Source organism: Paracoccus sp. TD-10 (assembly GCF_048270675.1).
Classification (GTDB): domain Bacteria; phylum Pseudomonadota; class Alphaproteobacteria; order Rhodobacterales; family Rhodobacteraceae; genus Paracoccus; species Paracoccus pantotrophus.
On sequence record NZ_CP182419.1, the window covers coordinates 327,927 to 351,124 of the forward strand.

Genomic DNA, 23,198 nt, shown 5'->3' on the forward strand with positions numbered 1-23,198 from the left:
AAGGAACCTGACATGACCCTGCTGTCCTATTCGCCGGTCATTGCGCTGTTCGTCATGTTCGCGCTGCGGGTGCCAATCGCGCTGGCGCTGCTAGTCGCAACGGCCATCTATTTCGGCTTCGTCAACACCTTCATGCCCCAGGAGGCGATGATCCAGACGATGGTCGCTTCAATGGAAAGCTTCCCCTATCTGGCCATTCCGTTCTTCACCTGTGCAGGTGTCGTCTTCAACTATGCGGGCATCACGACCCGGTTGATGAAGCTGGCGGAACTGCTGTTCGGGCACATGCGCGGCGGCATGGCGCAGGTCAACGTGGCGCTGTCTGCAATGATGGGCGGCCTTTCGGGATCGGCCAATGCCGACGCCGCCATGCAGACCAAGATGATCGTCCCGGAAATGGAGCGGCTGGGCTATAACCGCGCCTTTTCGACGGTGGTGACGGCGGCGTCGGCCTGCATCACGCCGATCATTCCGCCGGGTATCATCCTGATCCTGTTTGCCTTGGTGGCCGATGTCTCCGTGGCGCGGATGTTCATGGCGGGCTTCCTGCCGGGCCTGCTGCTGACCGTTATCCTGATGATCACCGTGTCCATCGTGTCGCGTTACAAGGGTTATGCCCCTTCCCGCGACAGCCGTGCCGGCCTGAAGGAAATCGGGATGCAGCTGGTTCGCAGCGTCTGGGCGTTGATGCTGCCCTTTGGCATCATCATGGGGCTGCGCTTCGGCGTCTTCACCCCGACCGAGGCGGGCGCGGTGGCCATTGTCTATGCGCTGTTCGTCGGCGCTGTCGTTTACCGCGAACTGAAATGGAGCCATCTTGGAACCATTGTCGAAGAGTCGGTGGTGGCCACGGCCGGCGTAATGTTCATCATTTGTGCGGCCAACGCCTTCGCCACTTATCTGACGTGGGAGGGGATCCCCGCCGCATTCTCGTCCATGCTGATGTCCTCGATCGACAGCCCGATCGTGTTCCTGCTGGTGGTCAACCTGCTGCTGCTGTTCATCGGCCTGTTCTTCGAAGGCGGCTCGGCGATCATCCTGATGACGCCGCTGCTGCTGCCGGTCGCCAACCAGATGGGCATCGACCCGGTCCATTTCGGCATCGTCATGGCCGTCAACCTGACCATCGCGGGCTTTACGCCGCCCGTGGGCACGATGATGTTCATCACCATCGCGATCGCCAAGGTCAGGATCGAGGACTACGTCCGCCAGGCATGGCCGTTCTTTCTGGCGCTGGTCGTCGCGTTGCTGTTGCTGACGCTGATCCCGTCCATCTCGTTGCTTCTGCCAAGGTTGTTCCTGTGATGCAAACTTGCACGCTTTACTATGCCGCGCCTTCTCCCTTCGTTCGCAAGGTCCGCGTCGTCGCACAAGAGGTCGGGCAGGACCTGGAACTAGCCCCGGTGTTTGCCAGTCCGGTCGCTCCGTCGGCAGAGCTGTTGGGTGCCAACCCATTAGGCAAGATCCCTGCACTGCGCATCTCTTCGGGCGAGGTCCTCTACGACAGCGCAGTGATCTGCCGTTATCTGGGCCATGGCACTACGATGTATCCCGAAGGTGCAGGCTTGTGGCGCGCCTTGCGGCGCGAGGCCTTGGCGGACGGCCTGATTGAGGCCGCCCTGCTGGCGCGGTACGAGGTGACGCTGCGCCCGGAGGAATTTCGGTGGGGCGACTGGATCGATGGTCAGATGGAAAAAGTTGCGCGCGCTCTGATCGCGATGTCCGAGGATGGCGGCAATCCTGACAACCCCGATATCGGCGATATCGCGACGGGTTGCGCTCTGGCCTATCTGGACTTCCGTTATCCGCAGTTGGGCTGGCGAGAAGATTTCCCGGCGTTGGCTTCGTTTGCCGATGTGATGAACGAACGAGGGGCGTTTCACGCCACCAGGCCGGAATAAGACGGCAGGAGGACCGACATGGACTTGAAGGCGAGTCTGTCCGATCCCGCGCTTCTGCGGACGGACGCATATATCGACGGCAGATGGCAGGGGACGGATCGCCATCTTGCTGTGACGGATCCGGCAACGGGAGCGCATTTGGTTGATGTTGCCGACCTAACCCCTACCGAGGCGGAACGGGCGATCCTCGCCGCCCAAGCAGCCGGCGCCGCTTGGGCGGCGCGTACCGCCAAGGACCGCAGCGATCTGATCCGCCGCTGGGCTGACCTGATGATGGCGGCGCAGGACGATCTTGCACTGCTTCTGACCTCGGAAATGGGCAAACCCCTGGCCGAGGCAAGGGGAGAGATCGCTTATGGCGCCTCCTTCCTCTACTGGTTCGCCGAAGAGGCGAGGCGGGTTTACGGCGATACGATTCCGGGCCACCAGCCAGACAAGCGGCTACTGGTCCTGAAGCAGCCGATCGGCGTCGTTGCCTCGATCACGCCGTGGAATTTCCCGAATGCCATGATCGCGCGCAAGGTTGCCCCCGCATTGGCCGCAGGCTGCACCTTCGTGGCACGGCCCGCCGCTCAGACGCCCCTGTCGGCCCTGGCCATGGCGGAACTGGCACATCGTGCGGGTATCCCTAAGGGCGTATTCAGCGTGGTGCCCTCGTCCGACAGTGCGGGAATGGGTCGGTTGTTCTGCGAACATCCGGTGGTACGAAAGATCACCTTTACCGGCTCGACCCGCGTGGGCGAGATCCTGATGCGGCAATCGGCCGGGCAGATCAAAAAACTAGGGTTGGAACTTGGCGGAAACGCTCCATTCCTGGTCTTCGACGATGCTGATCTGGACGCCGCCGTCGAGGGGGCGATGATCGCCAAGTTCCGAAACGGCGGGCAAACCTGTGTCTGTGCCAGCCGGATTCTGGTTCAGGCCAGTGTCCACGACGCCTTTGCCGAAAAGTTGGCGCGGCGGGTCGCGGTATTGAAGGTAGGCGACGGTCGCGAGCAAGGAACCGAGATCGGACCGCTGATCGACACCAGTGCCGTGACCAAGGTCGAGGAGCATGTCGCCAATGCCCTTTCTGCAGGCGCGCGTCTGCTGACGGGTGGCAAGCGGCACGACAAAGGGGGCAGCTACTTCCAGCCGACCGTGCTTACAGATGTGCGGCCAGGCATGGCCGTGATGACCGAGGAAACCTTCGGTCCGCTGGCTCCGCTGATCCGCTTCGAGACTGAAGAAGAGGGCATCGGGCTTGCCAATGACACCGAGTTCGGCCTGGCATCCTATTTCTATGCACAGAATCTCAGCCGGGTCTGGCGCGTGATGGAACAGCTGGAGGCGGGGATGGTCGGCGTCAATACCGGTCTCATCTCGACCCCTGAAGCTCCTTTTGGCGGCATCAAAAGCTCGGGCTTGGGGCGCGAGGGATCGAAATACGGCATCGATGACTTCTTGGAGCTGAAATATGTCTGCCTTTCGCTCTGACACCGATCCCATGACCAAATCCCTTGACCTGATCACTATCGGCCGCGCGGGCGTCGATCTGTATGGCGCGCAGGTGGGCGGGCGGCTGGAGGACATGGGCTCGTTCCGCAAGTATATCGGCGGCAGTCCTACGAACATCGCCTGCGGGACGGCGCGGCTGGGGCTGCGGTCGGGGCTGATCACGCGGGTGGGCGACGAGCATATGGGCCGCTTCATCCGCGAGCAGCTGGTGCGCGAGGGCGTGGACCTGCGCGGCGTCGCGACCGACCCCGAGCGGCTGACCGCCCTGGTGATCCTGGGGATTCGCGACGAGGCACAGTTCCCGCTGATCTTCTATCGCAGTGACTGCGCGGACATGGCGCTTTGCGAGGAGGACATCGATGAATCGCTGATCGCCGACGCCCGCGCGGTGCTGGCGACCGGCACGCATCTGTCCCATCCGCGTACCGAAGCCGCCGTCGTTAAGGCGCTGCGGCTGGCCCGACAGCACGGCGCCCGGACGGCGCTCGACATCGACTATCGTCCGAACCTCTGGGGTTTGGCGGGGCATGGTGACGGCGAAAGCCGCTTCGTGGAGAGCGCGGCGGTGACTGCCAAGCTGCAGGGGACGCTGCACCTGTTCGACCTGATCGTGGGCACCGAGGAAGAGTTTCATATCGCCGGCGGCACCACCGAAACGGTGGCCGCGCTGCGGGCGGTGCGCGGCGTCACCGACGCAACGCTGGTCTGCAAGCGGGGGGCGGCGGGCGCCGTGGCCTTTACTGGCCCCATCCCCGACAGCCTGGACAAAGGCGAAGCGGGACCGGGCTTTCCGATCGAGGTGTTCAACGTGCTGGGCGCGGGCGACGGCTTCTTTTCCGGCCTGATGAAGGGCTGGCTGGATGGCGAGCCCTGGCCCAAGGCGCTTGAATACGCCAATGCCTGCGGCGCGCTTGCCGTGAGCCGCCACGGCTGCACCCCCGCCTATCCCAGCTTGGCCGAGCTGGAATTCTTCCTGCGGCGCGGCGTGATCCGCCCCGATCTGAGGAACGACCCCGAATTGGAACAGGTCCACTGGGCCACCAACCGCCAGCGCCGCACGGGCGGCGACTGGTCCACGATGCGGGTCTTTGCCTTCGACCACCGGATGCAGCTGGAACAGATGCCGGGCTATACGCCGCAAAAGGGCGGCGCCTTCAAGCAACTCTGCCTGCAGGCCGCGCTGCAGGTCAAGGGTGGCAAGCCCGGATATGGAGTCCTCTGCGACAACCGCATCGGGCGCGACGCGCTGCACGCGGCCTCGGGCACCGGCCTCTGGATCGGGCGGCCCGCCGAATGGCCGGGATCGCGGCCGTTGGAACTGGAACCGGAACTGGGCGCCGACTGCGGCGGGCTGGAGGCTTGGGCGCGCGAGAACGTGGTCAAGGTGCTGTGCTTCTGCCACCCCGACGACGACGAAGCCACGCGGGCCGGGCAGGAGGAAACCGTCAAGCGCCTGTTCCAGGCCGCACGCCGCAACGGCCTGGAATTCCTGCTCGAGATCATTCCGTCCAAGGTCGGCCCTGTGGACAACGAGACCACCGCCACCCTGATCCGGCAATTCTACGCGGCAGGCGTCTTCCCCGACTGGTGGAAGCTGGTGCCGATGACCTCGCCTGTAGCCTGGCGCAAGGCCATTGCCGCGATCGAGGAGAACGACCCCTATACCCGCGGCATCGTGGTTCTGGGCCTCGATGCGCCCGAGGCGGAACTGGCCGACAGCTTTGCGGTCGCCGCCGCCTTTCCCCTGGTCAAGGGGTTCGCGGTCGGGCGCACCATCTTCGGCGTGGTGGCGCAGGCCTGGCTGGACGGCGACCTGACCGACGGCGAGGCGGTCGAGGAGATGGCCCGCCGATACGGCCGGCTTTGCGGCATCTGGGACAAGGCGCGGGCGGGCGCGCAGGTGGCGAGCTGGCCTTCAAGCACGACCTTACAATCTAAGCAAAGTTGTGGAATTGGTTCCTCGAGGTCGGCAGATCGCACGGATTCGGACGCCGTTCCTGACGTGCTCCATAACACCCGTTAGGCGCCGGACCAGGCCAAGATCGAGGACTGTGATCGCAAGCTGGAAGCGGCCATTGCCGCGTTGACCGGTGGCGTTCCCCCGCTCACTCTTGTGCGCCCACAATCTTGAGCATTCGATGAGCCGCCGCGGCAACTGTCATGACAATGCGGTTGCCGAAAGCTTCTTCAACCTGCTCAAGCGTGAAAGGATCAGGCGCAGAACTTACCGGACGCGCGAAGCGGCAGGCAGGACGTGTTCGATTACATCGAGATGTTCTACAACCCGAAACGCAAGCACGCGAGAAACGGGATGCTGTCGCCTGTGGAGTTCGAACTGCAGCGGATGTTGAGACGCGAAGGCGTCTAGGGTCGATCCCTATAAATTTTAGATCCAGAAGATGATGATCGCGGCGAGGATGATAGCGTTGAGGAAGATGTCGCCGCATCTCTCGTAGCGGGTAGCAATGCCGCGCCAGTCCTTCAGACGACCGAAGGCATTCTCGATGCGGTAGCGCCTGCGATAAAGGCGCTTGTTGTATCTGGCCGGTTTCCTGCGTTTCTTCCTGGGCGGGATACAGGGGCCGATACTGCGGCCCTTGAGGTCGTCGCGCAACCAGTCGGCGTCATAGGCCTTGTCGCCCAGGAAGTGCCTGGCTGGCGGCAGATGGCGCAGCAACACGAGGGCACCCCGACTGTCGGCCATCTGGCCGGGAGAAAGGAAGAAGTCCAAAGGGCGCCCCTTGCCATCGCTGAGCATGTGCAGTTTGGAGTTAAGGCCGCCCTTCGTGCGCCCGATCGCCCTCGGACGATCCCTTTTTTTCGCAGGCTTGCTGCGGTGCGGTGTGCTTTCATGAAGGTGCTGTCGATCATCAGCGTGTCGCCATGGCTGCCGGGTTGCACCAGTTCCTGAAATATGCGTGCGAAGATGCCCATCCGGGACCAGCGGGCAAACCGGTTGTACAGGGTCTTGTAGGGACCGTAGACCGAGGGCGCATCTTGCCATCGCAGCCCATACCGCTTGACGTAGATGATCCCGCTCAGCACCTTGCAGTCGTCGGATCGCGCACGGCCTCGCACCTTGGGAAAGAACGGTTGAAGCCGCCACAAAGATACAGGAACGCGCGGCACGGTTTTCGGGCGCAAGAGGCGCGAAGCCCATTGTTGCGCAACTCACATCTCCGGCCGCAACGCCTCCAGAAAGGTCTGTAGAGCCGGGTTGCCGTTCTCGGGATGCCAGCAGGCGATGTAACCGATCCGGGTTGCGCCATTGCCGTCATGCACCGGTCGGAACACCGCCCCAAGGCCGGTCAGGCCGCTCGCGCATTCGCATTGCAGGCTGATGCCCTCCCCAGCTCCCACCAGGCTGAGAATACTTTCGCGGCTCAGATGCAGGCTGACGATCTCGGGTCCGTCTGATGGCGCGGCAAGCTTAGCGATCAGGATGTTGCGGATGTCGGGGCCGGGATCCCGATGCGATGTCAGAAATTTTTCTCCCTTCAGGTCGGGCCAGTAGACGAATGGCTTTTCGGCTAGCGGATGGTCCTCCGGCAGCGCGACCATCAATTGCTCGGTGCCGATCGCCATGGTGTTCAGCACAGGACAGCGGTCCGGATCGCCGAGGATGACAGCAACATCCAGCTTTCCGGAATGGAGATCGGCTATCAGTTCGACGAAAGGCGCCTCTCGCAGGTCGAGGCCGATATCGAGGTGATTCTCGCGAAACCGGCGCAGGACAAAGCGCAGATTCCCCGAAGACAGCGATTTATAAAACCCGAGCACTACCCTGCCCCTCCGGCCCTGCACTGCCGCCTGTGTGCGGTCGGTCAGGCGCTGGAGATCGTCCAGAATGCGTCCGGCCATGATTGCGAAATCCTCGCCGACGGGGGTCAGCTTTGCCCCCGCCGTCGAGCGGTCGAACAGGGCGACGCCAAGCTGTTCCTCAAGCTCACGGATCCGGCGGCTTACGATCGGTTGTTTGACGTCCAGCTCCAGTGCCGCTGCGCTGAAACTGCCATTCCGTGCCGTCGCAACAACATGTCGAAGATGACGAAGGTCCATGGCTTATTTTCCTTTCTTCTCCGCAGTGTGCTTAAGATGAGTTCATAAGTCCGCTCGACACCCTGTTCGGGCCATAGGCATGTGCAATTCCATCCAGCCGAAGCGGGTTCGGCTGCTGATTCTGCTGCATGTGAAATCCTCCACCGCAACAGAAACACCGATCCATGAGATATTGCAATAGTTGTTGCGATCACGGTCGATCCGCGCTTTCTATTGCCGGAGAGAACTGGGAATCACCTTGAGGAGGAAGCCAATGTCAAAGAGTGCCGACCTTGCGGGAGCCTTCCCCGCCATGGGCCGGAAGCTGCGCCTTGGGGTCGTGGGCGGCGGCGCGGGTGCGTTCATCGGGCAGGTCCATGCGCGGGGTGCGCGGCTGTCGGATCGCTGGCAGATCGTCGCAGGCGCGCTGTCCTCGCGCCCCGAGGTCGCGCTGGCATCGGGCCGCGACTGGGGGCTCGATCCAGATCGCAGCTATACTGACTGGCGCGAGATGGCGCGGGCCGAGGCGGCGCGGCCGGACGGCATCGACGCTGTGGCGATCACCGTCCCGAACCATCTGCATTTTCCGGTCGCCATTGCTTTCATGGATGCGGGCATCGACGTGATCTGCGACAAGCCGCTGGTCAATACGCTGGACGAGGCGCGGGCGCTGATCGACAGACAGCGCGAAACCGGGTTGATCTTCGGCGTGACCTATTCCTTCGCAGCCCATGCGATGGTGCGGCAGGCCCGGCAGATGGTGCGCGAGGGTGTCATCGGCAAGGTCACGCAGATCCATGTCGAGTATTTCCAGGAAATGGCATTGCTGCCCGCCGATGCCGCATGGTCCGGCACGCCCTGGCGGCAGGATCCCGCCAAGGTGGGGGGCGCCGCGACCACGGCAGATATCGGCACCCATGCCCACCATCTGGCAGAGTTCGTATCGGATCTGCGCATGATCGAATTGCGCGCCGAGTTTCACCGACTGGGCGCCGATCAGCCGCTGGAGGACACCGTCTTCATGACCTGCCGCTTTCAGGGCGGCGTGCCCGGCACGCTGCTGATCTCACAGGCGGCGGCGGGGGCAAGCTGCGGGCTGCGCATCCGCATCTCGGGAACCGAGGGCACGCTGGAATGGGATCAGGAGAACCCGGAATACCTGCATCACCGACCCTTCAATGCACCGCATATCCGCATTTCGCGCGGGCATGGCGCAGGGATGCTGTCGGATGCCGCGCGCTTTGTCCACATGCCGCGCGGCCATCCCGAAGCGCTCTCGGACGCCTGGGGCAATCTCTACGAGGAATTCGCCATCGCCATCGAGGCCCGCCGCGAAGGGCGCGATCTGCCGGACGGGCTGCTGGCCTATCCGGGGCTGGAGGAGGGCGCTGCGGGCGTTGCCTTCATCCAGGCCGCGATCCGCTCGAATGCCGAAGGCGGGGCGTGGGTATCCTGCGCCTTCGACGCCTGACGGAAGAACACGAGGAGGAGGAACCACATGAAACGACTGATGATCACCACCGCTTTCGCGATGACGGCATTCGGTGCGCAGGCGCAGGAAATCGGCGTCGCAATGGCGCAATTCGACAACAATTTCCTGACCATCCTGCGCCAGGGCATCGAAGAGGCGGGCCGAGCCGAGGGTGTCACCTTGCAATTCGAGGATGCGCAAAACGATGTGCCCCGGCAGTTGAGCCAGATCCAGAATTTCATCTCCTCCGGGGTCGACGCGATCATCGTGGTCGCGGTGGATTCCGATGCGATCACCCAGATGGACAAGATGGCGAACGATGCCGGCATTCCCATCGTGAATATCAATCGCGAACCGCCGAATGTAGAGAGCCTCGGGCCGCTGGAAGCCTTCGTCGGCTCGCGTGAGGTCGATGCGGGCACGATCCAGGCCACCGAGGCTTGCCGCCTCGTCAAGGAAAAGATCGGTAACGGCGAGGCGAAAGGCGCCATCCTGGCGGGCGACCTATTCATCCAGGCCGGCCGCGTGCGGACCGAGACGGTGCAGGACTTCGTCAAGACGCCCGGCTGCGATTTCGTGAAGATCGAGGACATGCAGGTCGCGGACTGGTCGCGCAGCAAGGCGTCGGATCTGGTCTCGAATTGGCTGACCGCCGGGCTGACGCCGGACGTGATCTTTGCCAACAACGACGAAATGGCCATCGGTGCTGCGCAGGCGCTGAAGGCCGCAATGGTCGACCCCCAGGATGTCGTCGTGGCCGGCATCGACGCGACGCCGGACGCGCTGATGGCGCTGAAGGCTGGCGACATCGACCTGACCGTATTCCAGGACGCGGCGGGGCAGGGGCGCAAGGGGCTGGAGGTCGCCGCCGCCATGGCGCGGGGTGAGGAACTGGCAGAGCGCGCCGTCTATATCCCGTTCGAACTCGTGACTCCCGAGAATGTCGATGACTATCTGGCGCGCTGAAACCGGCCATCTCGCCATGCGGAGGGATGGCAGATGAGCCTGGCCGTTGGCGTGATCGGCGCCGGTGTCATGGGCGGGTTTCATGCCCGCCTTTTCGCCGAGGAGATTTCGGGGACGCGGCTGGTTGCGGTTTCCGACCCCGATCCGGCGCGGGCAGGCGCATCTGCATATGGCGCGCAGGTCTTTGCCGAAGGACTGCCGCTGATCGAAAGCGACGCGGTCGAGGCGGTGCTGGTCGCCGCCCCGGATGCCGTCCACCATGACCTGGTCATGGCGGCGATACGCCTGGGCAAGCCCGTGCTCTGCGAAAAGCCTCTGGCCTCGACCGTCGCGCAATGCCGCGAGATCGTCGAGGCCGATGCGGGCCGCAACCTGGTCAGCGTCGGCTTCATGCGCCGCTTCGATCCCGCCTATCGCGACATGAAAGCCGCCTTGGACGCGGGCCGGATCGGCGCGCCCTTGCTGATACATTGCATGCATCGAAATCGCGAGGCACCGCGTTGGTTCGACGGCCCGATGATCGTTACCAATGCCATGGTGCATGAGATCGACATCTGCCGCTGGTTGCTGGACACCGAATACACCTCGGCAAGCCTGACGCAGGTTGGCGATGCCGGCGACATGCTGCTGGCCGAATTGCACACGGATCGCGGTGCGGTCGTCTCGGTCGAGATGTTCATGAACGCCGCCTATGGCTACCACGTCCGTGCCGAGATCGTCGGCCGCGAGGGGACGGTGGCCATGGCCGAACCGGCGCAGGTGCGATTGCGGCGCGGCGGTGCGATGCAGGCCGGATATTCGCCCGACTGGATCGGGCGCTTTGCCGACAGCTATCGCTTGCAGGATCAGGCCTGGGTGCGGGCATGCCGTTCCGGCCGGCCCTGCAAGGACATGGCGACGGCCCGCGACGGTCTTCTGGCGACCGGCTATTGCCAGCAGTTGGTCGAGCATCTGCCAGCAGGCGGGGGGCCGCTGGCGCCTCGCATGTAAACATGCGCGAGAGAGCGTTTGTTGCTGTATTTCGTATCTGCAATTTTTATTGCAATCACGTTGCAGAGGGGCTATGGTCAATGTCGAGGCAGGGAATCCCTGGCTCGCGGTGGCCAGGGGCAAGATGCGGGACGCGCATCGCTCACGGTTCTCGGACATGGCGGGAGGTCGTCATCAGGTCGGAATGGATGCGGCGGAACAGTGGTTCTGCCAACGGCTTGATATTGCCTTGTCGCATCGAGGTTTTGGCTTCGTCCGACATGAGAAGATCGGACGGAGGTAACAGGAGGAGGAAAGACCACATGATCAAGAAATTCGCGACGGCCACCGCATTCTGTGCGCTGATGGCAGGCACGGTTCAGGCCGAGACCATTGGCGTTGCGATGTCGCTCTTCGACGACAACTACCTGACCGTGCTGCGTCAGAACATCCAGCGCCACGCCGGCGATCTGGGCGTTACCGTGCAGATGGAGGATGCCCAGGGCGACATCGCCCGCCAGCAGTCCCAGATCGAGAATTTCGTCGCCTCGGGCGTGGACGGCATCATCGTGATGCTGGTCGACGCCGATTCCGGCCAGGCCATGTCGCGCATCGCCGACCGGGCGGGCGTGCCGCTGGTCTTCGTCAACATGCTGCCCGCCAACATGGACGAGTTCCCGGAAAAACAGGCCTGGGTCGGCTCGGACGAAGAGCAGGCGGGCGAACTGCAGGCGACCGAGATGTGCAAGCTGATGGGCGGCGAGGGCGATGCGGTCATCCTGATGGGCCAGCTTGGCACCACCGGGCAGCGCGGGCGCACCGCGGCGGTCGAACGCGTGCTGCAATCGGATGAATGCAAGGGCATCAACGTGCTCGACTCGCAATCCGCGAACTGGATGCGAACCCCGGCGCTGGACCTGATGACCAACTGGCTGACCTCGGGGATGCAGCCCGATGCCGTGTTCTCGAACAATGATGAGATGGCGCTTGGTGCGGTTCAGGCGCTCAAGGCATCGGGGATCTCGATGGACGATGTGATCGTCGGCGGCGTCGATGCCACGCAGGACGCGCTGGCGGCGCTGGAGGCGGGGGATCTGGACGTCACCGTCTATCAGTCCGCCAAGGGCCAGGGCGAGGGTGCGCTGGACACCGTCCTGAAGATCGCCCGCGGCGAGGCGTTCGAGCCGCGCGTGGCCGTTCCCTTTGAGCTGGTCACGCCCGAGAACGTCGCCGAATACAAGACGCAGAACTGATCCGGGCGGGCATTCGGTCGCGCACCGGATGCCCGGACCTCAATCCGGGGGCCGCGTCCCCTGACAGTCTTTCGGGGGGAAGATGGTTTCGAAGACCACACTGGAGGCGATCGAACGCTACAAGGAAAAGAGCCTGCCCTATATCCTTGAAATCGAGGGTATTCGGAAGGAGTTTCCTGGCGTTGTGGCGCTGGATGATGTGCAGTTCCGGCTACGTCCGGGCTCGGTTCACGCGCTGATGGGCGAGAACGGCGCAGGCAAGTCCACGCTGATGAAGATCATCGCCGGCATTTACACGCCCGACCGCGGCACCATCCGCCTGCGCGGCGAGGAGGTCGTTCTGTCCAGCCCGCTCGATGCGCTGGAACAGGGCATCGCGATGATCCATCAGGAACTGGCGCTGATGGACTGGATGACGGTCGCCGAAAACATCTGGATCCGGCGCGAGCCGAAAAATGCGCTCGGCCTGATCGACCACCGCAAGATGACCGAGATGACTCGGGAGCTGTTCGCGCAGCTTCGGCTCAAGATCGATCCGACCGCGCAGATCAGCACCCTGACCGTCGCGCAGCGGCAGATGGTCGAGATCGCCAAGGCGGTCAGCCATCGTTCCCAGGTGCTGATCATGGACGAACCGACTTCGGCGATCACCGAAACCGAGGTCGACCACCTGTTCGAGATCATCCGCGACCTGAAGGCGCGCGGCGTGGCCATCGTCTACATCACCCACAAGATGAACGAGCTGTTCGAGATCGCCGACGAGTTCTCGGTCTTCCGAGACGGCAAGTATGTCGGCACCCATACCAGCACCGACGTGACCCGCGACGACATCATCCGCATGATGGTCGGGCGCGAGATTACCGAGATGTTCCCCAAGGAGGAGGCCGAAATCGGCGACGTGATCATGTCGGTCGAGAACCTCTCGCTGCCGGGCACCTTCCACGGTATCACCTTCGATCTGCGCCGCGGCGAGATCCTCGGGCTGGCCGGCCTGGTGGGCTCGGGCCGCTCGAACGTGGCAGAGGCGCTGTTCGGCGTGACGCCGGCCACCGAGGGCAAGATCCGCATCGCCGGCCGCGATGTCACCATCGCCTCACCCGCCGATGCCATGCGCGAGGGAATGGCGCTGCTGACCGAGGACCGCAAGGCGACCGGCTGCTTCCTGCCGCTCACGATCCTCGAGAACATGCAGATCGCAGCCTTGCATGAAGGCCATGTCAAGCTGGGCTGCGTCGATGAGCGGGGGATGACCAATCTCTGTCTCGAGATGAAGGACAAGCTGCGGATCAAGACCCCCAACCTCGACGAGCGGATCGAGAACCTGTCGGGGGGCAACCAGCAGAAGGTTCTGATCGCGCGCTGGCTGCTGACCAAGCCGAAGATCCTGATCCTGGACGAGCCGACCCGCGGCATCGACGTCGGCGCCAAGGCCGAGATCCACCGGCTGATCTCGCGCCTGGCGCAGCAGGGGGTCGCCGTCATCATGATCTCGTCCGAACTGCCCGAGGTTCTGGGCATGTCCGACCGGATCATGGTCATGCACGAGGGCCATATGACCGGGATCCTGGACCGGGCCGAGGCGACCCAGGTGAAAATCATGGAACTGGCGGCCCGCTGAGGCCCGCGCGGCGCCCGGCGCCCGAGGAGGAATATTATCATGGACAATGTGCAGATCGAACCCGTCAAGCGACAGCGGCGTGGCCTGCCGCAGGAACTGAACATTCTGCTGGTGCTGGTCGCCGTCGCGCTGGTCTTCGAGATCCTGGGCTGGATCTTCCAGGGCCAGAGCTTCCTGATGAACACCCGTCGCCTGACGATCATGATCCTGCAGGTCTCGGTCGTGGGCATCATCGCCATCGGCGTCACGCAGGTCATCATCACCGGCGGCATCGACCTGTCGTCCGGCTCGGTCGTCGCCATGACGGCGATGATCACCATGAGCGTGGCGCAGTCGGGCGATTACGCGCGGGCCATGTATCCGGCGCTGACGGACCTGCCGGTCATCCTGCCGCTGGCCGTCGGGCTTGGGCTTGGGCTGATCGCCGGCATGATCAACGGCGCGCTGATCGCGCTGACCGGAATTCCGCCTTTCATCGCTACGCTCGGCATGATGGTGACGGCGCGCGGCATCGCCAAATGGTATACCAAGGGCCAGCCGATCAGCTTTCCCACGGACAGCTTCGCCGCGATCGGATCGGGCGCCTGGCCAGTCTTCATCTTCCTGGCGGTGGCGCTGATCTTCCATATCGCCCTGCGCTATACCCGCTATGGCAAGTTCACCTATGCCATCGGCGCCAACCCGCAGGCGGCGCGCGTCTCGGGCATCAACGTGCAGCGCCACCTGATCAAGGTCTATGCCATCGCCGGGCTGCTGGCGGGGCTGGCCGGCATCGTCACCGCCGCCCGTGCGGAAACGGCTCAGGCCGGCATGGGCATGATGTATGAGCTTGACGCCATCGCCGCGGCCGTGATCGGCGGCACCTCGCTCAGCGGCGGGCGCGGGCGGATATTCGGTACGGTGATCGGCACGCTGATCCTGGGGCTGATGATGTCGGGCTTCACCTTCCTGCGGGTCGATGCCTTCTATCAGGAGATCGTCAAGGGCGTGATCATCGTCGCCGCCGTGGTGGCCGATACCTTCCGCCAGAACGCCCGCAGCAAGAAAGCCTGACCTTCCCCCAGGCTTTGGGCCCGGAGCTCCTCGCTCCGGGCCTTTTTCATGGATACCGCCATGCATTGGACCATCTTCGCATCGCCGACCGAACTGGCCGTGACCGCGCTGGCCGTCGTCCTGGTCGGTCTTTCCAAGGGCGGCCTCGGCGGCATGAGCCTGCTCGGCGTGCCGCTCATGGCCCTGGTCATGCCCCCGGTCACGGCGGCGGCGATCCTGCTGCCGGTGCTGGTGGCGATGGACGTGGTCAGCGTGGCAAGCTGGCGGGCTTGGGTCGATTGGCAGATCATGCGTCGGATCATGCCCGGAGCGGTCGCAGGCATCGGGATTGGCTGGGCCAGCGCCGAACTGGTCTCGGATTCGGCGGTTCGCCTGGTCGTGGGGTTGGTTTCGCTGGCCTTCGTGGCGCGCGCGCTTGTCGGAACGGGGCAGGGCGCCGCGCTTGCCGGCGCGCGTCCGGCTGCCGCCCGCTTCTGGGGCGGGCTGGCCGGCTATACCAGCTTCGTCGCCCATGCCGGAGCGCCACCCCTTCAGATCTACATGATGCCGCTGCGGCTGGATCCGAAGCTCTTCACCGGCACCACGGTGATGTTCTTTGCCGTGACCAATGCGCTGAAGCTGATCCCCTATGCCGCGCTGGGGGAGTTCGGCTCCGACAACCTGGCCCGCGCCGCAGCCATGCTGCCGCTGGCGGTAGGGGCGACCTGGCTCGGGGGCTGGGTGGTTCGCCACATGCGCGCCAGCATCTTCTATCCCTTCACCTATGCCTCGGTGGCGCTGGTCGGGGTCAAGCTGGTCTGGGACGGGTTGGCCGGGCTCTAGGTTCCGGTCACGGTCGGGATGCGCGGATCCTCGTCATTGTGCTGCACGCGGGCGGCCACGGCCACCACCAGCGCCTGCGCCAGGCACATCGGCGCAGCCAGCGAGCGCGAGAAGGTGTAGTCGTGCTCGGGCACCGGGAACAGCACCCGCGCCCACCGCGCTAGGGGCGACAGCGTGCTGTCCGAGATGGCGATGATGTCGATGCCTTTCTGGCCCGCCTCCTCGACCACGTTCACCACCTCGTTGGCATAGAAGCGAAACGAGACCGCCAGCAAAACGTCGGTCTTGCGAATGGTGCGGCCGATATGCGTGGCCAGCCCGCCGCCGGGGTCCAAGAGCACGCAGCGCTTGCCCAGCATGGTCAGCACATAGCGCAGAAGCTCCACCACCGGCGACGAGCGCAGCTGGCCGATCAGATAGATGATGTCCGCACGGTCCAGCAGATCGGCGGCCAGCGCCAGATCCTCGGGGTTCACCTCGTCCAGCAATTGCTGGAGCGAGGCGATGTCGCGCACCACCAGATCGCGCAGGAAGCCGATCTCGGTCGGGTCGCCCGCGCCCTTCAGCTCGGTTTCCAGCGCCTTGACGCGGGCCTCGAAACCCGGAGCGGCGGTGGCCAGGCGCTTCTGGAACAGCGCCTGCAATTCCTTGAAGCCCTTGTAGCCCAGGGATTGCGCGAAGCGCACGAAGCTCGAGGCGTGGATGCCGCAGCGTTCGGCGATGGCATTCACCGAATGGACGGCGACTTCGTTGGGGTTCTGGGTCAGATAGACGGCGATGCGCTGATAGGTCTTGCTCATCTGATCGTGACGATCATGGATGATGCGGATCAGCTCTTCGTAATCCTGCGGCGGGTGGCTTGTTGGCATGGCGTTCCTCTACCGCCAAGTCTGCAATAATTATTGCAGGGTGCCAAGCCCTCTTTCTTCCTATTCGATCTCGACCATGAGATCCTTGGCGTCGATCTGCTCTCCCGGCCTGACGTGGAGGGCTTTCACCACGCCGGCTCGGTCGGCATGGATGCCGGTTTCCATCTTCATCGCCTCGATGGTCAGCAGCAGGTCGCCGGGATTGACCTTCTGGCCTTGCGTGACCGCGACCGAGGCGACGACGCCGGGCATGGGGGCGCCCAGGTGGCCCTCGTTCGCGGGGTCGGCCTTGGGACGGGCGGCGGTCTGCGATTTCACCAGCCGGTTCGGCACCCGGATCACCCGCGGCTGGCCGTTCAGCTCGAAAAAGACCTTGACCTCGCCCTTCTCGTCGGTCTCGCCCACGGTCTGCAGGCGGATCTCCAGCGTCTTGCCGGGGTCGATCTCGGCCTCGATCTCCTCGCCCGGCTCCATGCCGTAGAAGAAGGTCCGCGTCGGCAGCGTGCGGACCGGGCCGTATTGCCGGTGCCGGCCCATGTAGTCCAAAAAGACCTTGGGATACATCAGATAGCCGTTCAGGTCCTCGTCGTCGACCGCCTTGCCTTCCAGCTGGCGGATCAGCTCGGCGCGGGTGGCCTCGATATCCACCGGCGGCATCGCCGCGCCGGGGCGGGCGGTCAGTGGCGCCTCGCCCTTCAAGACCTTCTTCTGCAAGGCCGCGGGCCAGCCCCCGGGCGGCTGGCCCAGGTTGCCCTTCATCATGTCGACGACCGAATCGGGGAAGGAGACCTCGACATTCGGATCCTCGACCTGCGCCCGGGTCAGGCCCTGGGCCACCATCATCAGCGCCATGTCGCCCACCACCTTGGAACTGGGCGTGACCTTGACGATGTCGCCGAACATGCGGTTCACCTCGGCATAGGCCTGGGCGACCTCGTGCCAGCGGTCCTCGAGGCCGAGCGAGCGCGCCTGGGCCTTGAGATTGGTGAACTGGCCCCCCGGCATCTCGTGCAGCCAGACCTCCGAGGCCGGGGCCTGCAGGCCGCTCTCGAAGGCGGCATATTGCTCGCGCACCGCCTCCCAATAGTTGCTGATCCGGCGGATGGCGTCGATGTCCAGCCCGGTGTCGCGATCCGTATGCCGCAGCGCCTCGACCACCGAGCCCAGGCAGGGCTGCGAGGTATTGCCGGAAAAGGCGTCCATGGCGCAGTCCACCGCATCCACCTCGGCCTCGGCCGCGGCCAGGATCGAGGCGCCGGCGATGCCGCCGGTGTCATGGGTGTGGAAATGCACCGGCAGGCCGATCTCCTCCTTCAGCGCGCGGACCAGAATCGAGGCCGAGGCGGGCTTCAGCAGCCCCGCCATGTCCTTCAGCCCCAGCACATGCGCGCCGGCGTCGCGAAGCTCGCGCGCCATCTTCAGGTAATATTGCAGGTCGTATTTCGAGCGTGCGGGATCGAGCAGGTCGCCGGTATAGCAGATGGTGCCCTCGCAGATCTTGCCGCTCTCGATCACCGCATCCATGGCGACGCGCATGTTCGGGGTCCAGTTCAGGCTGTCGAAGACCCGGAACACGTCCACCCCGGTCTTCGCCGCCTGGCGGACGAATTCCTGCACCACGTTGTCGGGATAGTTGGTGTAGCCGACGCCGTTCGAAGCCCGCAGCAGCATCTGCGTCATCAGGTTGGGCATGCGGGCGCGGATGTCGCGCAGCCGCTGCCAGGGGCATTCCTGCAGGAAGCGATAGGCGACGTCGAAGGTCGCGCCGCCCCAGCATTCGACCGAGAAGAGCCCGGGCAGGTTCGCGGCATAGGCCGGCGCCACCCGGATCATGTCGATGGACCGCATCCGCGTCGCGAGCAAGCTCTGGTGGCCGTCGCGCATCGAGGTGTCGGTGATCAAGAGCCGCCTCTGATCAAGCATCCAGTCGGCGACGGCTTTCGCCCCCTGTTCCTCCAGCAGTTGCCGGGTCCCCGGCGCCGGCTCGGCCTTGGCGGGCGGCGGCACCGGGATGCGCGCCTCGGCCGGCGGCAGCGGCCGGCCGGCGGTCTCGGGATGGCCGTTCACGGTGATGTCGGCGATATAGACCAGGAGCTTCGTCGCCCGGTCGCGGCGCTTGCGGAACGCGAACAGGTCCGGCGTGGTGTCGATGAACTTGGTCGTATAGCTGTCGTCGAGGAAGGTCGGGTGTTTCAGCAGGTTGATGACGAATTCGATATTCGTCGCCACGCCGCGCACCCGGAACTCGCGCAAGGCCCGGTCCATCCGCGCGATGGCCTTCTCGGGCGTCTGGGCATGGGCCGTGACCTTGACCAGCAGAGAATCGTAATAGCGGGTGATGACGCCGCCGGAATAGGCGGTGCCGCCGTCGAGCCGGATGCCGTTGCCGGTGGCCGAGCGATAGGCGGTGATGCGGCCGTAATCCGGGATGAAGTTGTTCAGCGGATCCTCGGTCGTGACCCGGCATTGCAGGGCGTGGCCGTTCAGATGCACGTCCTCCTGCCGGGCGACGCCGGTGGCCTCGGCCAGCGTCGCGCCCTCGGCGATCAGGATCTGGCTTTGCACGATGTCGATGCCGGTGACCTCCTCGGTCACGGTATGCTCGACCTGGACGCGCGGGTTCACCTCGATGAAGTAGAACTGCTGGCTGTCCATATCCATCAGGAACTCGACGGTGCCGGCGTTGCGGTAGCCGACGGCGCGGCCGATCCTCAGCGCCAGCTCGCAGACCTCGGCGCGCTGTTCGGGGGTCAGGTAGGGCGCCGGGGCGCGCTCGACCACCTTCTGGTTGCGGCGCTGCACGGTGCAGTCGCGCTCGTAGAGGTGATAGAGCCCGCCATGCCCATCACCCAAGAGCTGCACCTCGACGTGCCGGGCGCGCAGGATCATCTTTTCCAGATAGCCCTCGCCGTTGCCGAAGGCGGCCTCGGCCTCGCGCCGGCCCTCGCGCACCTTCTCGGGCAGTTCCTCGGGGCCCATGATCGGCCGCATGCCGCGCCCGCCGCCGCCCCAGGAGGCTTTCAACATCAGCGGATAGCCGATCTGCGCGGCCTCACGCTTGATCGCCTCCATGTCCTCGCCCAGCACCTCGGTCGCGGGGATGACCGGCACGCCGGCCTGGATCGCCACGCGCCGCGCCGAGGCCTTGTCGCCGAGCGCCCGCATGGTGTCGGCGCTCGGCCCGATGAAGGTGATGCCGGCGGCGGTGCAGGCGTCGACGAAATCGGGGTTTTCGGACAGAAGCCCATAGCCCGGATGGATGGCATCGGCGCCGGATTCCTTCGCGACGCGAATGATCTCGGGGATCGACAGATAGGCCGCCACCGGCCCCAGGCCGCCGCCGATGCGGTAGGCCTCGTCCGCCTTGAAGCGGTGCAGGCTCAGCTTGTCTTCCTCGGCATAGACCGCGACCGTCTTCTTGCCCAGCTCGTTCGCCGCCCGCATCACGCGGATCGCAATCTCGCCACGGTTCGCAATAAGAATCTTTCGGAACATGCAGAGCCCTTTCGAAAGGTGGGTGCCCGGCGCGCAGCCGGGCACCTGGGGGAAGGGGCGAAGAGCGCCCCAGCCGATGCCGCGGGAGGGAGGCGGCAGCGGATTCTCAGGCCGTAACCGACATCCACTGCCGCGCGGCGGAGGAGCGCTGGATCGTCTCGACCAGCCGCTGGATGCGCAGACCGGCCGCGAAGCCGAAGGGCTCGGGGATCTCGCCGGAAATGGCGCGCAGATAACCCTCGATCTCGATGGCCTTCAGGTCGTTGAAGCCGATCTGATGGCCGGGGGCGACGCAGAAGCGGCCATAGGGCGGGTGGTCGGGGCTGGCCTCGATGCGGCGGAAGCCGTGCCGGCCGGGCGCGTCGGCGGTCGAGTAGAAATGCAGCTCGTTGAAGCGTTCCTGGCTGAAGGTCAGCGCGCCCCTGGTGCCATAGACTTCGAAATCATGCTGCATCTTGCGGCCGGTGGCGATCCAGTTGCCCTCGATGGAGCCCTGCGCGCCATTGGCGAAGCGCAGGAAGGCGCGGCCGACATCGTCCACGGTCACGGCACGCGTGCCGCCCTGGCCGTCGGGGCGCCGGCCGATCATCGTGACGCAATCGCCCATCACCTCGGTGATCGGACCGAGCAGGAATTCGGCCGTGGCCAGCGCATGGCTGCCGATATCGGCCAGCGCGCCGCCACCCGCCGGATCGTGGCGGAAGGTCCAGGGGCCGTCGGCATCGGCCATGTAATCCTCGGCATGCAGCCCGCGATAGCCGCGGATCTCGCCTAGTTCGCCCGCCGCGATCATCTCGCGCGCAAGCCGCAGCATCGGGTTGCAGAGATAGTTGAAACCGACCTGGGTCTTGACGCCCTTGGCCGCCGCCGCATCCGCCATCTGGCGCGCATCCGAGGCCAGCGGCGCCAGCGGTTTTTCGCAATAGACGTGCTTGCCGGCGGAAATGGCGGCCAGGGCCATCTCCTTGTGCAGCGCATTCGGGGCGGTGATGTCGATCACGTCGATCTCGGGGTCCGCGACCATGCTGCGCCAGTCGGCGGTGGCATGGGCAAAGCCGAAATCGGCGGCGGCACGGGCGGCTGCTGCCTCGGTGACGTCGGCGACCGTATGCAGTTCCAGCTGGTAGGGCAGGTCGAAGACCTTCTGCGCGCTGGCGAAACCGAAGACATGGGCCTTGCCCATGAAGCCGGTGCCGATCAGGCCGATACGCAGGACGGGTTTGTCAGACATGGGCAGTATCCGGTTTGAAGTGACGTTGCACTCAGCCGCCATCCAGATGGCGGACGAGACGGCCGATTGACGGGGTTTCGGCACGGCTGCGCGGTGGTGGGCCGTTGTGCGGCGGTGCTGGAAGATCCTGCTCCAAGCGCCGTGGCAGGTCCGATATGAATGCGGCACCGCCGTAACGAAGAACCGTCGCCTGTCCGACGACGGCTCCGAAAGCCGCAAGTCGGCGGTGCATCGTCTCAAGCATGGGCGAAAGTCGGATTGACGATGAGAGCATGGTCAACCGTGCCGTCCAGATAGTCGATCGCGTTCCGGATGGATGCGATGGCCATGCGTTCGCCGCATTCGGCGGTCAGCCCGGCGATATGGGGCGACAGCACTGCGGTCGGCTGGTCGAACAAGGGCGAACCGCTGGGCGGCTCTTCGTCGAAGACATCGACCCCGGCAGCGCCGACCTGGCCCGAGGCCAGCGCCTCGGCCAGCGCCGCCTCGTCCACCACGCCGCCGCGCGCCGTATTGGCAAGGACGACGCCCGGCTTCATCAGGGCGATCTCCCTTGCCCCCAGCACCGGCTTGTCGGCCTTGGGCACATGGATCGAGATGCAGTCGGCCCAGGCCAACCCCTCGTCCAGGTCGGTGACCTCTGCCACCGGACCTTCGGGCCAGCCCTTGCGCGAAAGATAGGGGTCGAAGGCGCGGACGTTCATCTCGAAACCGGCGGCCATGCGGGCAAGGCGCTGCCCGGTGCGGCCATAGCCGATGATCAGCAGGTTCTTGCCCGAGATTTCCTGCTGTTCTAGCCGGTTGCGCCAGCCCCATTGGCCGGGCTCGCGGACCGCGCGGTCGGCCAGCAGCACGCGTTTGGCCCCGGCCAGCAACTGCATCATCGCATGTTCGGCGACCGAGATCGAATTCACGTCGCCGACGATGGTCAGGGCAATGCCGCGTTCGTTCAGCGCGGCGAGATCGACGGCATCGTAGCCGACGCCGTGGCGCGAGACGACCTTCAGCCTCTCGGCCAGTGCGACGGTGGCAGCTGACAGCGGCTGGGTTCGGATCACCAGCGCATCGGCCTTTTGGATCAGCGGCGCGTAGGAGGGTTCCGAGATTTCCTCGACATAATCGACGGTGATGCCGCGGGCGGGGAGTTCGCGCAGCAGCGCCTCTCCCGCGGGATGCAGCTTTCCGGCAACAAGAAGATGCGGCATCAATAGGCTCCTTTCGTTGCGGAGGCGGGGGCGGAGCCGGTCAGGTCGCGCCAGGTCGCGACCGAGGCGCTGGCCGCGCCGGCCAGCAGGCGGGTGTCGCCGCCGACCGTGGTCAGGTCGAACCCCCAGCCGATGGCTTTCGCGGCATATTCCGGCGTGCCGCAATGCAGGCAGGCACGGATGCCGTTCGCCTGGCAGGCATCCTTGATGCGCTGCAGCAGCGCGATCATCTCGGGCTCTTCGCGGTCGAAGGCGGGGGGCAGGCGGCCTTCCTGCGTGCCCAGCGTCAGGTCCGCCGGGCCGACATAGATGCCGTCGAGACCGGGGGTCGCCGCGATGGCGTCCAGGTTGTCCATGCCCTGCTGGGTCTCGACCATTGCCAGCGCGAGCACCTGATCGTTCGCCGCCACGCCATAGCCGCCATAGGCGAAGGTGGCGCGGGTCGGACCGAAGCTGCGCTGGCCATGCGGCGGATAGCGCATGTAGCTGACGAATTCCGCCGCCTCCTCGGCCGAGTTGACCATCGGGCAGATGATGCCCTGTGCGCCGGCGTCCAGCGCCTTCATGATCGCGCCCGGCTCGCGCCAGGGCACGCGGACCATCGGCGTGACGCCCGAGGCCCGCATCGCCTGCAGCATGGGCAGCACGGCACTGTAGTCCAGCGCGCCGTGCTGGGCGTCGATGGTGATGCTGTCATAGCCCTGCGCCGCCATGATCTCGGCAGTCAGCGGGTTGCCGATGGACAGCCAGCCGTTGATTGCGGCGCGCCCCTCGGCCCATTGCTGTTTGAGCTTGTTGGTGAACATCGCG

18 protein-coding genes and 1 pseudogene are annotated in these 23,198 nt (G+C 65.0%); 12 read left to right on the forward strand and 7 right to left on the reverse strand.

All coding sequences use genetic code 11. From position 1 onward, the window contains the following. The first annotated feature begins 12 nt into the window (after positions 1-12). From ACNKFW_RS12610 to ACNKFW_RS12630, 5 genes and pseudogenes are all read left to right on the forward strand, one after another. A complete protein-coding gene (locus ACNKFW_RS12610) occupies positions 13-1,305 on the forward strand; it encodes a TRAP transporter large permease (RefSeq protein ID WP_081762281.1) in 1,293 nt (430 codons plus the stop codon). Further along, positions 1,305-1,901, forward strand: a complete 597-nt coding sequence (locus ACNKFW_RS12615; protein ID WP_418025364.1) for a glutathione S-transferase family protein — start codon at positions 1,305-1,307, stop codon at positions 1,899-1,901. The genes ACNKFW_RS12610 and ACNKFW_RS12615 overlap by 1 nt, the downstream gene beginning before the upstream one ends. An 18-nt stretch (positions 1,902-1,919) precedes the next feature. Continuing rightward, positions 1,920-3,377 carry an NAD-dependent succinate-semialdehyde dehydrogenase gene (locus tag ACNKFW_RS12620; RefSeq protein WP_418025366.1) on the forward strand — a complete coding sequence of 486 codons (1,458 nt, stop codon included), beginning with the start codon at positions 1,920-1,922 and terminating at the stop codon, positions 3,375-3,377. Positions 3,378-3,387: 10 nt separating this feature from the next. After that, positions 3,388-5,421, forward strand: coding sequence for a bifunctional 5-dehydro-2-deoxygluconokinase/5-dehydro-2-deoxyphosphogluconate aldolase (locus ACNKFW_RS12625; RefSeq protein ID WP_418025368.1), 2,034 nt, complete (start codon positions 3,388-3,390; stop codon positions 5,419-5,421). Positions 5,422-5,500: 79 nt separating this feature from the next. Continuing rightward, positions 5,501-5,766: pseudogene (locus tag ACNKFW_RS12630) on the forward strand (IS3 family transposase); the annotation flags it as partial. 18 nt (positions 5,767-5,784) lie between these two features. Here ACNKFW_RS12630 and ACNKFW_RS12635 read toward each other — a convergent pair. Both ACNKFW_RS12635 and ACNKFW_RS12640 read right to left on the reverse strand, forming a co-directional pair. Continuing rightward, a protein-coding gene (locus ACNKFW_RS12635; RefSeq protein WP_418025524.1) for an IS5 family transposase occupies positions 5,785-6,527 on the reverse strand; the annotation gives its coding sequence in 2 pieces (ribosomal slippage) (positions 5,785-6,206 and positions 6,206-6,527; 744 coding nt in all). 42 nt (positions 6,528-6,569) lie between these two features. After that, positions 6,570-7,457 (reverse strand): LysR family transcriptional regulator, encoded by an 888-nt coding sequence (locus ACNKFW_RS12640; protein WP_418025370.1) that lies wholly within the window; start codon positions 7,455-7,457, stop codon positions 6,570-6,572. A 253-nt stretch (positions 7,458-7,710) separates the two neighbouring features. Between ACNKFW_RS12640 and ACNKFW_RS12645 the strand changes: the two genes are divergently transcribed. The 7 genes from ACNKFW_RS12645 (at position 7,711) to ACNKFW_RS12675 (ending at position 15,588) form a co-directional block, all read left to right on the forward strand. Beyond that, a complete protein-coding gene (locus ACNKFW_RS12645) occupies positions 7,711-8,907 on the forward strand; it encodes a Gfo/Idh/MocA family protein (protein ID WP_418025372.1) in 1,197 nt (398 codons plus the stop codon). Positions 8,908-8,934: 27 nt separating this feature from the next. After that, positions 8,935-9,873 carry a sugar ABC transporter substrate-binding protein gene (locus ACNKFW_RS12650; protein WP_418025374.1) on the forward strand — a complete coding sequence of 313 codons (939 nt, stop codon included), beginning with the start codon at positions 8,935-8,937 and terminating at the stop codon, positions 9,871-9,873. 33 nt (positions 9,874-9,906) lie between these two features. Next, positions 9,907-10,863, forward strand: coding sequence for a Gfo/Idh/MocA family protein (locus ACNKFW_RS12655; protein ID WP_418025376.1), 957 nt, complete (start codon positions 9,907-9,909; stop codon positions 10,861-10,863). A gap of 305 nt (positions 10,864-11,168) precedes the next feature. Next, on the forward strand, positions 11,169-12,095 hold the full coding sequence (locus ACNKFW_RS12660; protein WP_418025526.1) for a sugar ABC transporter substrate-binding protein: 927 nt from the start codon (positions 11,169-11,171) through the stop codon (positions 12,093-12,095). An 82-nt stretch (positions 12,096-12,177) separates the two neighbouring features. Continuing rightward, positions 12,178-13,713, forward strand: a complete 1,536-nt coding sequence (locus ACNKFW_RS12665) for a sugar ABC transporter ATP-binding protein (protein ID WP_418025378.1) — start codon at positions 12,178-12,180, stop codon at positions 13,711-13,713. A 39-nt stretch (positions 13,714-13,752) separates the two neighbouring features. Further along, positions 13,753-14,766 carry an ABC transporter permease gene (locus ACNKFW_RS12670; RefSeq protein ID WP_418025380.1) on the forward strand — a complete coding sequence of 338 codons (1,014 nt, stop codon included), beginning with the start codon at positions 13,753-13,755 and terminating at the stop codon, positions 14,764-14,766. 60 nt (positions 14,767-14,826) lie between these two features. Then, positions 14,827-15,588 (forward strand): sulfite exporter TauE/SafE family protein, encoded by a 762-nt coding sequence (locus ACNKFW_RS12675; RefSeq protein ID WP_418025382.1) that lies wholly within the window; start codon positions 14,827-14,829, stop codon positions 15,586-15,588. Here ACNKFW_RS12675 and ACNKFW_RS12680 read toward each other — a convergent pair. From ACNKFW_RS12680 to ACNKFW_RS12700, 5 genes are all read right to left on the reverse strand, one after another. After that, the gene (locus ACNKFW_RS12680) at positions 15,585-16,457 is read right to left on the reverse strand and encodes a MurR/RpiR family transcriptional regulator (protein ID WP_036757890.1); all 873 of its coding nucleotides are present in this window, start codon (positions 16,455-16,457) and stop codon (positions 15,585-15,587) included. The two genes, ACNKFW_RS12675 and ACNKFW_RS12680, sit on opposite strands and share 4 nt — an antisense overlap. A 60-nt stretch (positions 16,458-16,517) precedes the next feature. Further along, the gene (locus tag ACNKFW_RS12685) at positions 16,518-19,952 is read right to left on the reverse strand and encodes a pyruvate carboxylase (RefSeq protein ID WP_418025384.1); all 3,435 of its coding nucleotides are present in this window, start codon (positions 19,950-19,952) and stop codon (positions 16,518-16,520) included. Between the two features lie 106 nt (positions 19,953-20,058). Next, positions 20,059-21,183 carry a Gfo/Idh/MocA family protein gene (locus ACNKFW_RS12690; RefSeq protein WP_418025386.1) on the reverse strand — a complete coding sequence of 375 codons (1,125 nt, stop codon included), beginning with the start codon at positions 21,181-21,183 and terminating at the stop codon, positions 20,059-20,061. 236 nt (positions 21,184-21,419) lie between these two features. Continuing rightward, positions 21,420-22,388, reverse strand: a complete 969-nt coding sequence (locus ACNKFW_RS12695) for a hydroxyacid dehydrogenase (RefSeq protein ID WP_418025388.1) — start codon at positions 22,386-22,388, stop codon at positions 21,420-21,422. Further along, positions 22,388-23,194 (reverse strand): HpcH/HpaI aldolase family protein, encoded by an 807-nt coding sequence (locus ACNKFW_RS12700; RefSeq protein WP_418025390.1) that lies wholly within the window; start codon positions 23,192-23,194, stop codon positions 22,388-22,390. The genes ACNKFW_RS12695 and ACNKFW_RS12700 overlap by 1 nt, the downstream gene beginning before the upstream one ends. Positions 23,195-23,198: the final 4 nt, after the last annotated feature.

Bases quoted from the DNA above. Each gene is read 5' to 3' on its own strand.
- ACNKFW_RS12610 (WP_081762281.1), top strand. From the start codon at position 13: ATGACCCTGCTGTCCTATTCGCCGGTCATTGCGCTGTTCGTCATGTTC.
- ACNKFW_RS12615 (WP_418025364.1), top strand. From the start codon at position 1,305: ATGCAAACTTGCACGCTTTACTATGCCGCGCCTTCTCCCTTCGTTCGC.
- ACNKFW_RS12620 (WP_418025366.1), top strand. From the start codon at position 1,920: ATGGACTTGAAGGCGAGTCTGTCCGATCCCGCGCTTCTGCGGACGGAC.
- ACNKFW_RS12625 (WP_418025368.1), top strand. From the start codon at position 3,388: ATGACCAAATCCCTTGACCTGATCACTATCGGCCGCGCGGGCGTCGAT.
- ACNKFW_RS12640 (WP_418025370.1), bottom strand. From the start codon at position 7,457: ATGGACCTTCGTCATCTTCGACATGTTGTTGCGACGGCACGGAATGGC.
- ACNKFW_RS12645 (WP_418025372.1), top strand. From the start codon at position 7,711: ATGTCAAAGAGTGCCGACCTTGCGGGAGCCTTCCCCGCCATGGGCCGG.
- ACNKFW_RS12650 (WP_418025374.1), top strand. From the start codon at position 8,935: ATGAAACGACTGATGATCACCACCGCTTTCGCGATGACGGCATTCGGT.
- ACNKFW_RS12655 (WP_418025376.1), top strand. From the start codon at position 9,907: ATGAGCCTGGCCGTTGGCGTGATCGGCGCCGGTGTCATGGGCGGGTTT.
- ACNKFW_RS12665 (WP_418025378.1), top strand. From the start codon at position 12,178: ATGGTTTCGAAGACCACACTGGAGGCGATCGAACGCTACAAGGAAAAG.
- ACNKFW_RS12670 (WP_418025380.1), top strand. From the start codon at position 13,753: ATGGACAATGTGCAGATCGAACCCGTCAAGCGACAGCGGCGTGGCCTG.
- ACNKFW_RS12675 (WP_418025382.1), top strand. From the start codon at position 14,827: ATGCATTGGACCATCTTCGCATCGCCGACCGAACTGGCCGTGACCGCG.
- ACNKFW_RS12680 (WP_036757890.1), bottom strand. From the start codon at position 16,457: ATGCCAACAAGCCACCCGCCGCAGGATTACGAAGAGCTGATCCGCATC.
- ACNKFW_RS12685 (WP_418025384.1), bottom strand. From the start codon at position 19,952: ATGTTCCGAAAGATTCTTATTGCGAACCGTGGCGAGATTGCGATCCGC.
- ACNKFW_RS12690 (WP_418025386.1), bottom strand. From the start codon at position 21,183: ATGTCTGACAAACCCGTCCTGCGTATCGGCCTGATCGGCACCGGCTTC.
- ACNKFW_RS12695 (WP_418025388.1), bottom strand. From the start codon at position 22,388: ATGCCGCATCTTCTTGTTGCCGGAAAGCTGCATCCCGCGGGAGAGGCG.
- ACNKFW_RS12700 (WP_418025390.1), bottom strand. From the start codon at position 23,194: ATGTTCACCAACAAGCTCAAACAGCAATGGGCCGAGGGGCGCGCCGCA.